We start from the raw sequence: 5818 nt of genomic DNA, 5'->3' as shown, positions 1-5818 counted from the left end.
GTGTTGCAGCACGCCCGGGCCCTGACTGGTTGGGCGGTCATCACCGCACTGCCGGTCAGATCGTCCAGCACCCGCTCCGCACCCGCCAGCGCCGCGAACGTCACCACGTCCCGCGCGTACACCTCCGCCGACGCCGGCGCCAGCGCGCCCGTCGAGGTCTTCGCCCGCACCATCTCCCCGTACCGGTCCACGCACTCGGCCACCGTCAGACGCTGAACATCGGAAGGACGCACCCGCCGGACGCTACCGTCCGCCACCGACAGAAACCCCCGTAACATCGGCACCGTGACGGACCGCGCACTGTTCGACCAGGTCGGCGAGATCGTCCGGGCCTCGACCCCGCCCGGCCTCGGACACCCCCGCGTCCAGGTGCGCCACAACGGCGTCAAGGCGTGGTTCGGCGACCCCGAACCCCAGCGCGAGCACTACGAGGCCCAGGTCATCCCCGCCGAACTGGCCCCCGGCGCCCGCACCCACGCCGTCGAGATCGGCTTCCACGCCGAACACCGCGAGGAACCCGCCAACGAGGCCGCCCTCGCCCGCCTGCGCACCACCGAGCCGCGCTGGCGCGCCGACCTCGGCGACGACCCCGCCACCGGCCCCTTCCTCGGCCGCGGCACCTGGCGCCGGATCTCCGAGACCTGGCCCGACCTCGACCTCGACGCCCCCGACGCCCCCTTCGAGATCGGCGTCCGCCTCGTCGACTACATCCGCGCCCTCGAACCCCACCGGCGGGTATGACCACCCCGAAGGGCACCGCCGGACGTAGGGGAGGGGCCGATGCTCATCGGCACATCGGGCTGGCAGTACGCCGACTGGCGCGGCGTCCTCTACCCGCCCGGCCTCCCGCAGCGGCGCTGGCTGCGGCACTACGGCGACGTCTTCGCCACGGTCGAGAACAACAACGCCTTCTACCGGCTCCCGGGCCGTGAGACGTTCGAGCAGTGGCGGGGGAGCACCCCGCCAGGCTTCGTCATGGCGGTGAAGGCGAGCCGCTACCTCACCCACATGAAGCGTCTCACCGACCCGGCCGAGCCCGTCGAGCGCCTCATGAACGCCGCCGCCGGGCTCGGTCCCAAGCTCGGGCCGGTTCTGCTGCAGCTCCCGCCCACCCTGCGCGCCGAACTCGACCGCCTCGCCGCGTGCCTGGAGCGGTTCCCGGCGGGCGTGCGCGTCGCGGTCGAGCCGCGCCACCCCTCATGGTGGACGGACGAGACCCGCCGCCTCCTGGAGCGCCACGGCGCCGCCCTGTGCTGGACCGACCGCCTCGGCCGCCCCCAGACGCCGCTGTGGCGGACCACCGGCTGGCTCTACCTGCGCTTCCACGAAGGCCCCGTCGAGCCCTGGCCGAACTACGACGACGAGACCCTTCAGGGCTGGGCGGACGAACTCGCCGGCGCCGACGACGCCTACGTCTACTTCAACAACGACCCCGGAGGAGCGGCCGTCCGCAACGCGCTGCGCTTCGCCGAGCTCACCGCGCACCCCGAAACGGATTAAAGACAACAAACTACGCAAACCGGACAGAATCCAGCTTCTGTCCGGTCAACCACGGAGACCACAGGGGAGCGGCACGACGGCCGCGGAGGGGAGGGGCGGCGACACCCTCGCGCCGCCCCCCGCCCGCCGTCACTTCTTGTACGGGGCGACCTTCTCCCGCAGCTCCTGCATCGTGCCCTGCAGCAGCTGCCGCAGCCGGTCGCGGTCGGCGCCGTCGGCGTCCGCGTAGTCGTCGATGTCGATCAGCTGCTTCTTCGTCGCGGTGACCGTGTTGAGCTGGTGGTCGAGCTTGACGTCGCCGAACCACGGGCTGCGCAGCATGTTCGCCATGTCGGTGCGGAACATCGCCACCAGGTCGTCGGGATCGGCGATGTGGTTCTTCACCTCCGCCACGAACGTCAGCGTCGCCTTGCTGCCGAGCACCGCCTGCTGCAGCACGCCGTCGCCGGTCTTGCGGTCCAGCACGATCGTGAAGCTGTACAGGACGGGGTCGCCGACCGGCTTGAACCGCACGTACTGCAGGTCGCCGCCGGACTTGATCCCGATGACGGGGCACCCCAGGTGCGCCATCGTGAACACCATCTCGCCGATGAGCGCCTCGTCCTTGCTCTCGCGCGCCTCGGCGTTGTTCTTGAACTTGTTGATCATCGAAAGCATGGGCGGTCCTCCCGTTCAAGCGGCGATGCGGCCGTGCAGGTACTTCGCGCAGGCCTGGGCGACGGCGGCGATGTGCTCCTGCAGCACCGGGTACTTCACCGTGTAGTGGCCGGCGAAGTACTGGTCCAGGTCCAGCAGCAGGGGGACCTGGACGTACACGTAGCCGGTGCCGAGGTCGGCGTCGACGGTGAACACACCCGGCTCGCCCACGTCGAGGAAACCGCTCTTGACCTCCGACTTCAGCGCCTGCCACACCGTCCGTGCGTCCTGGACGTACTCGCCGTAGGCCATCGTCACGGCGGCGTGCTGCCCGAGCGTCTTGGCGGCGGTGACGCTGCCGGCCAGGTGCGTCAGCTGGAACATCAGCCGGTGCTTGCGTTCCCGGTGCTGGAACCGCAGGTAGTGGTGGTCGCCGTCGGAGTTGAGGTCGATGAGGGCGTTGCCCTGGGCGACCGCCGCGGTGATGACGGCGCCGACGAGCAGGTCGTCGATCTCGCGGGTGTGGAGCTGTTCGGAGAACCGCTCCCAGCTGCGGTTGACGAGCCGGCCGAAGACCTGGTCGAGGTGCTCGCTCACGATCACCTTTCGTCGTTGCGGATCAGGGGACGGGTGTGAGACTCCCGCGCCGCCGCCCCCGGTTCCCGGATCGGGGACACTGCCGGATCGGGGACACTGGGCGCGTGAGCCTCCTCGTCCCGGCGCCGCGCCTGATCCCGCCGACCACGGCGGTGCGCGAGTCGTTCCTGGCCGGGGAGCGGGCCGACCACCTGGCGGCGGGCGACCCGATGGACTGGCTGGACGAGGCATACCGCGACTTCGGTGCGTTCGTCGCGCGGCGCCGCGGCGTCCAGGAGCGGTGGGGCGTGCCGTGCACGACGTTCTGGTACGTGGCGGGCGAGCACTATCTGGGGACGCTGATCGTCCGGCACCGCCTGACGCCGGAGCTCGCCGAGGTCGGCGGCCATATCGGCTACCACGTCGTCGCGCCGTGGCGGCGCCGCGGGCACGCCACGCGGATGCTCGCCGCCGGGCTGGTGGAATGCCGCGGGCTGGGCCTGGAACGCGTCCTGCTGACCTGCGCCGCCGACAACGAGCCGTCCCGCCGGGTGATCATCGCCAACGGCGGCGTGCGCGACGGCCGAATCCGCGGCGAAGATCGCTACTGGATCGCGCTCACCTCGGCGCACTGAGACCTCGGCCGGACGACCGGTGCCGCGAGCAGAATCCGCAGACGCTCGACGGAGTACGCGCGCCGAACGTAGCACGCACAATCTCGCCCGGTTCGCCCCTATCCCGCCAGGTCTGATCGCTGGTCGATAATGCACATTATGTTAAGTAGACCCGATTCCGGACCGCGCGAGGCCCCTCAGCCGGTCTGACGGTTCCGAAAGAAGACCTCTGCGGGCGAGGACGGCCCGTGCCGTCGTCGCCCCTCGAAGACGAGCCCGGCTCCCTTCGTGCCACTCGTCCGCGCGCACATGGCGAACAAGTCGACCTCCGCACCCGCTCCGCCGACGCCGAGTTGGCTATTGCCTCCGCGGTGGCGTCAGCCGGCCAGTCTCCAAGATCGTTCGGATCGCCATCACGGCCGCCAGGAGAACCGCCCAGCGCTGCCGCCTTGCTTGGCTGCAGCCGACAATCGTCCGTGAGCCCGCCCTGCCGCACCGTCCGCTCCCCTGGCTGCTTACGCGAGATTGTCGGCCGGCCTGCCGAGGGCACTCCCCTGGTCTCTGCCGTCGCAGGCGCCACTGGGGATCAGATATCGCCGTCGCCGAGCCCGGAAATCACCCTTATGTCCGCTTCGGACATGTCCAAGGCGTTAGCGATCTCCTTGACGAGAACGGGATGCGGATTGAGACTTCCGCTGCGCAGCATGTGGATCGTGGACCTCGATCGTGCGGTTCGCTCCGCCATTTCCCTGCTCGGGATTCCGCGCAGGTCCATCAGCCCGCTGAACACGTTTCCGAACGGATGCGGTTCCAGTTGGCCGGCCGGTGCGGCCGCGGGCTCGATGAGCAGGTCGCCGACCTTGGCCTGGAACCTGATCAGTTGGTCGCCTTCGAACCTGACCTTCGCGACGAAGGGCAGGCTCTCCCCGTCGCCGGGGCCGACGGTGCCGGGCACGGAGGTCTCAGTGAACCTCGTCCTGCCGCGGTCGTGACCGCTCGCGATCTCCAGGGGGCGGCCGGGTTCGACGCGGGTGACTTTCCAGTCGCGGTTCCACCAGGGCAGGTCCTGCAGCAATTCGTTGAAGAAAGGGAGCAGGACGGAGACGTCGACCGGGTCCGGAGGGTTCTTCTGGCCGCCGTAAAGGATGCCGGGCCAGTACGTCAGTGCCGCGATCACGTCTGCGGTAAGCGTGCGATTGGCAGTCCCCATGCCGCCACTCTCCCACTCCCATGCGGGGGTGCCCGCCTGCTCGGCGGACGATCAACGCGGAAAAGAGGCGGACGTGCGCCGCGCTGATCGTTAGATTGGCGGGGTTCGCATGACGGTGTTCCCGGGCCCGGCGAGGTGGTGGCGACGTGGTTCCTGAAGGGTTCGTCCGTGCGCTGGACGCGTTCGAGGCGGTGCTGGCGGCGGTGCCGGCGGACCGGTGGCTGTCGCCGTCGCCGTGCGAGGGCTGGGCGGCCGTCGATGTGGCGGGGCACGTCACCGCCGGGCTGCTGGTGGTCGAGTTGCGGGCGGCCGGGCGGCCGCTCCCCCAGGACGATCCGGACTGGCGGGAGGTCGCCGGCGCGGACCCGCTGGCGTCCTGGCGCGAGGTCCGCGCCAGAATGACGGCGGAGCTGACGCCCGCTGCGCTGGATCGGCGGGTTCCGCTGGCGATGGGCATCGAAATGACGGTGCGCGAGTGGATCGAGCAGTATCCGCTGGAGTTGCTCGTGCACACCTGGGACCTGGCGCGGGCGACCGGTCAGGCCGTGGTGCTCCCCGCGGACCTGGTGGACGCGGCGCTGGAGACGGCGAAGGCGATGGCGCCTCGGGGCCGTGAGGCGGGGATGCTCGGGGCCGAGGTCGCCGTGCCCGGCGACGCCGACTCCCAGGCGCGGCTGCTGGCGCTGTTCGGCCGCGATCCCGCCGCCTGACCCGACCCGCCCGATCGGCCTCTCCCCTGCCCCGGCCGGATACCGGGGTGCGCAGGAGCGGTACGGCGGTTAGGGTGCGGGTATGCGCCGACGACATTGATCTTCACCTGAGGCGGGGCTCGCGCGGAGGCTGTACGCCTACGCGTTCCTCGAGGATTTCGTTCTTCTGTACCCGGTGTACGCGGTGCTGTTCGCCGACGCCGGGCTGTCCCCCGCTGAGATCTCGTCGCTGTTCGCGCTGTGGTCGGCCACGGCGTTCTTCTTGGAGCTGCCGTCCGGTTTGTGGGCGGATGTGTTCTCACGCCGGTTGCTGCTGGTGGTCGCTCCCCTGCTGCCCGGTACGGGCTTCGTGCTGTGGGCGTTCTTTCCGTCGTTCCCGGTGTTCGCCGTGGGTTTCGTGCTGTGGGGCGTGGGGTCGGCGCTGCGTTCGGGGACGATGCAGGCGCTGGTGTACGAGGAGTTGGAGCGGGTCGGTGCGGCGGGTGCGTATGCGCGTGTGATCGGCCGGTCCGAGGCGGTGTCGCTGCTGGCGGTTGTGGCGGCGTCGGCGGTGGCGTCGCCGGTGCTGGCGG

At 70.4% G+C, this 5818-nt stretch carries 8 protein-coding genes and 1 pseudogene; 5 read left to right on the top strand and 4 right to left on the bottom strand.

What is annotated here, in order from left to right; translation table 11 throughout:
• Positions 1-203 (bottom strand): annotated as a pseudogene (locus tag ETD96_RS40235) (hypothetical protein); the annotation flags it as partial.
• Between the two features lie 82 nt (positions 204-285).
• On the opposite strand from ETD96_RS40235, the gene ETD96_RS40230 reads away from it, so the two are divergent.
• Together ETD96_RS40230 and ETD96_RS40225 are read left to right on the top strand one after the other, a co-directional pair.
• Positions 286-741, top strand: a complete 456-nt coding sequence (locus ETD96_RS40230) for a hypothetical protein (protein ID WP_138641735.1) — start codon at positions 286-288, stop codon at positions 739-741.
• A 39-nt stretch (positions 742-780) separates the two neighbouring features.
• Positions 781-1500 carry a DUF72 domain-containing protein gene (locus ETD96_RS40225; RefSeq protein WP_138641734.1) on the top strand — a complete coding sequence of 240 codons (720 nt, stop codon included), beginning with the start codon at positions 781-783 and terminating at the stop codon, positions 1498-1500.
• 129 nt (positions 1501-1629) lie between these two features.
• Here the strand turns inward: ETD96_RS40225 and ETD96_RS40220 are convergent, their stop codons facing one another.
• Both ETD96_RS40220 and ETD96_RS40215 read right to left on the bottom strand, forming a co-directional pair.
• A complete protein-coding gene (locus ETD96_RS40220) occupies positions 1630-2157 on the bottom strand; it encodes a hypothetical protein (protein ID WP_138641733.1) in 528 nt (175 codons plus the stop codon).
• 15 nt (positions 2158-2172) lie between these two features.
• On the bottom strand, positions 2173-2733 hold the full coding sequence (locus tag ETD96_RS40215) for a hypothetical protein (RefSeq protein ID WP_138641732.1): 561 nt from the start codon (positions 2731-2733) through the stop codon (positions 2173-2175).
• Positions 2734-2837: 104 nt separating this feature from the next.
• Between ETD96_RS40215 and ETD96_RS40210 the strand changes: the two genes are divergently transcribed.
• A complete protein-coding gene (locus ETD96_RS40210) occupies positions 2838-3347 on the top strand; it encodes a GNAT family N-acetyltransferase (protein ID WP_138641731.1) in 510 nt (169 codons plus the stop codon).
• A gap of 565 nt (positions 3348-3912) precedes the next feature.
• Here ETD96_RS40210 and ETD96_RS40205 read toward each other — a convergent pair.
• Positions 3913-4503 (bottom strand): helix-turn-helix domain-containing protein, encoded by a 591-nt coding sequence (locus ETD96_RS40205; protein ID WP_205719705.1) that lies wholly within the window; start codon positions 4501-4503, stop codon positions 3913-3915.
• Positions 4504-4682: 179 nt separating this feature from the next.
• On the opposite strand from ETD96_RS40205, the gene ETD96_RS40200 reads away from it, so the two are divergent.
• Positions 4683-5246, top strand: coding sequence for a TIGR03086 family metal-binding protein (locus ETD96_RS40200; protein ID WP_138641729.1), 564 nt, complete (start codon positions 4683-4685; stop codon positions 5244-5246).
• A gap of 175 nt (positions 5247-5421) precedes the next feature.
• A partial coding sequence (locus tag ETD96_RS40195; protein ID WP_205719704.1) for an MFS transporter occupies positions 5422-5818 on the top strand: 397 nt, incomplete at its 3' end.

The organism is Actinomadura geliboluensis (assembly GCF_005889745.1).
GTDB lineage: Bacteria > Actinomycetota > Actinomycetes > Streptosporangiales > Streptosporangiaceae > Spirillospora > Spirillospora geliboluensis.
This window is presented reverse-complemented; position numbering and strand designations above follow the sequence as displayed.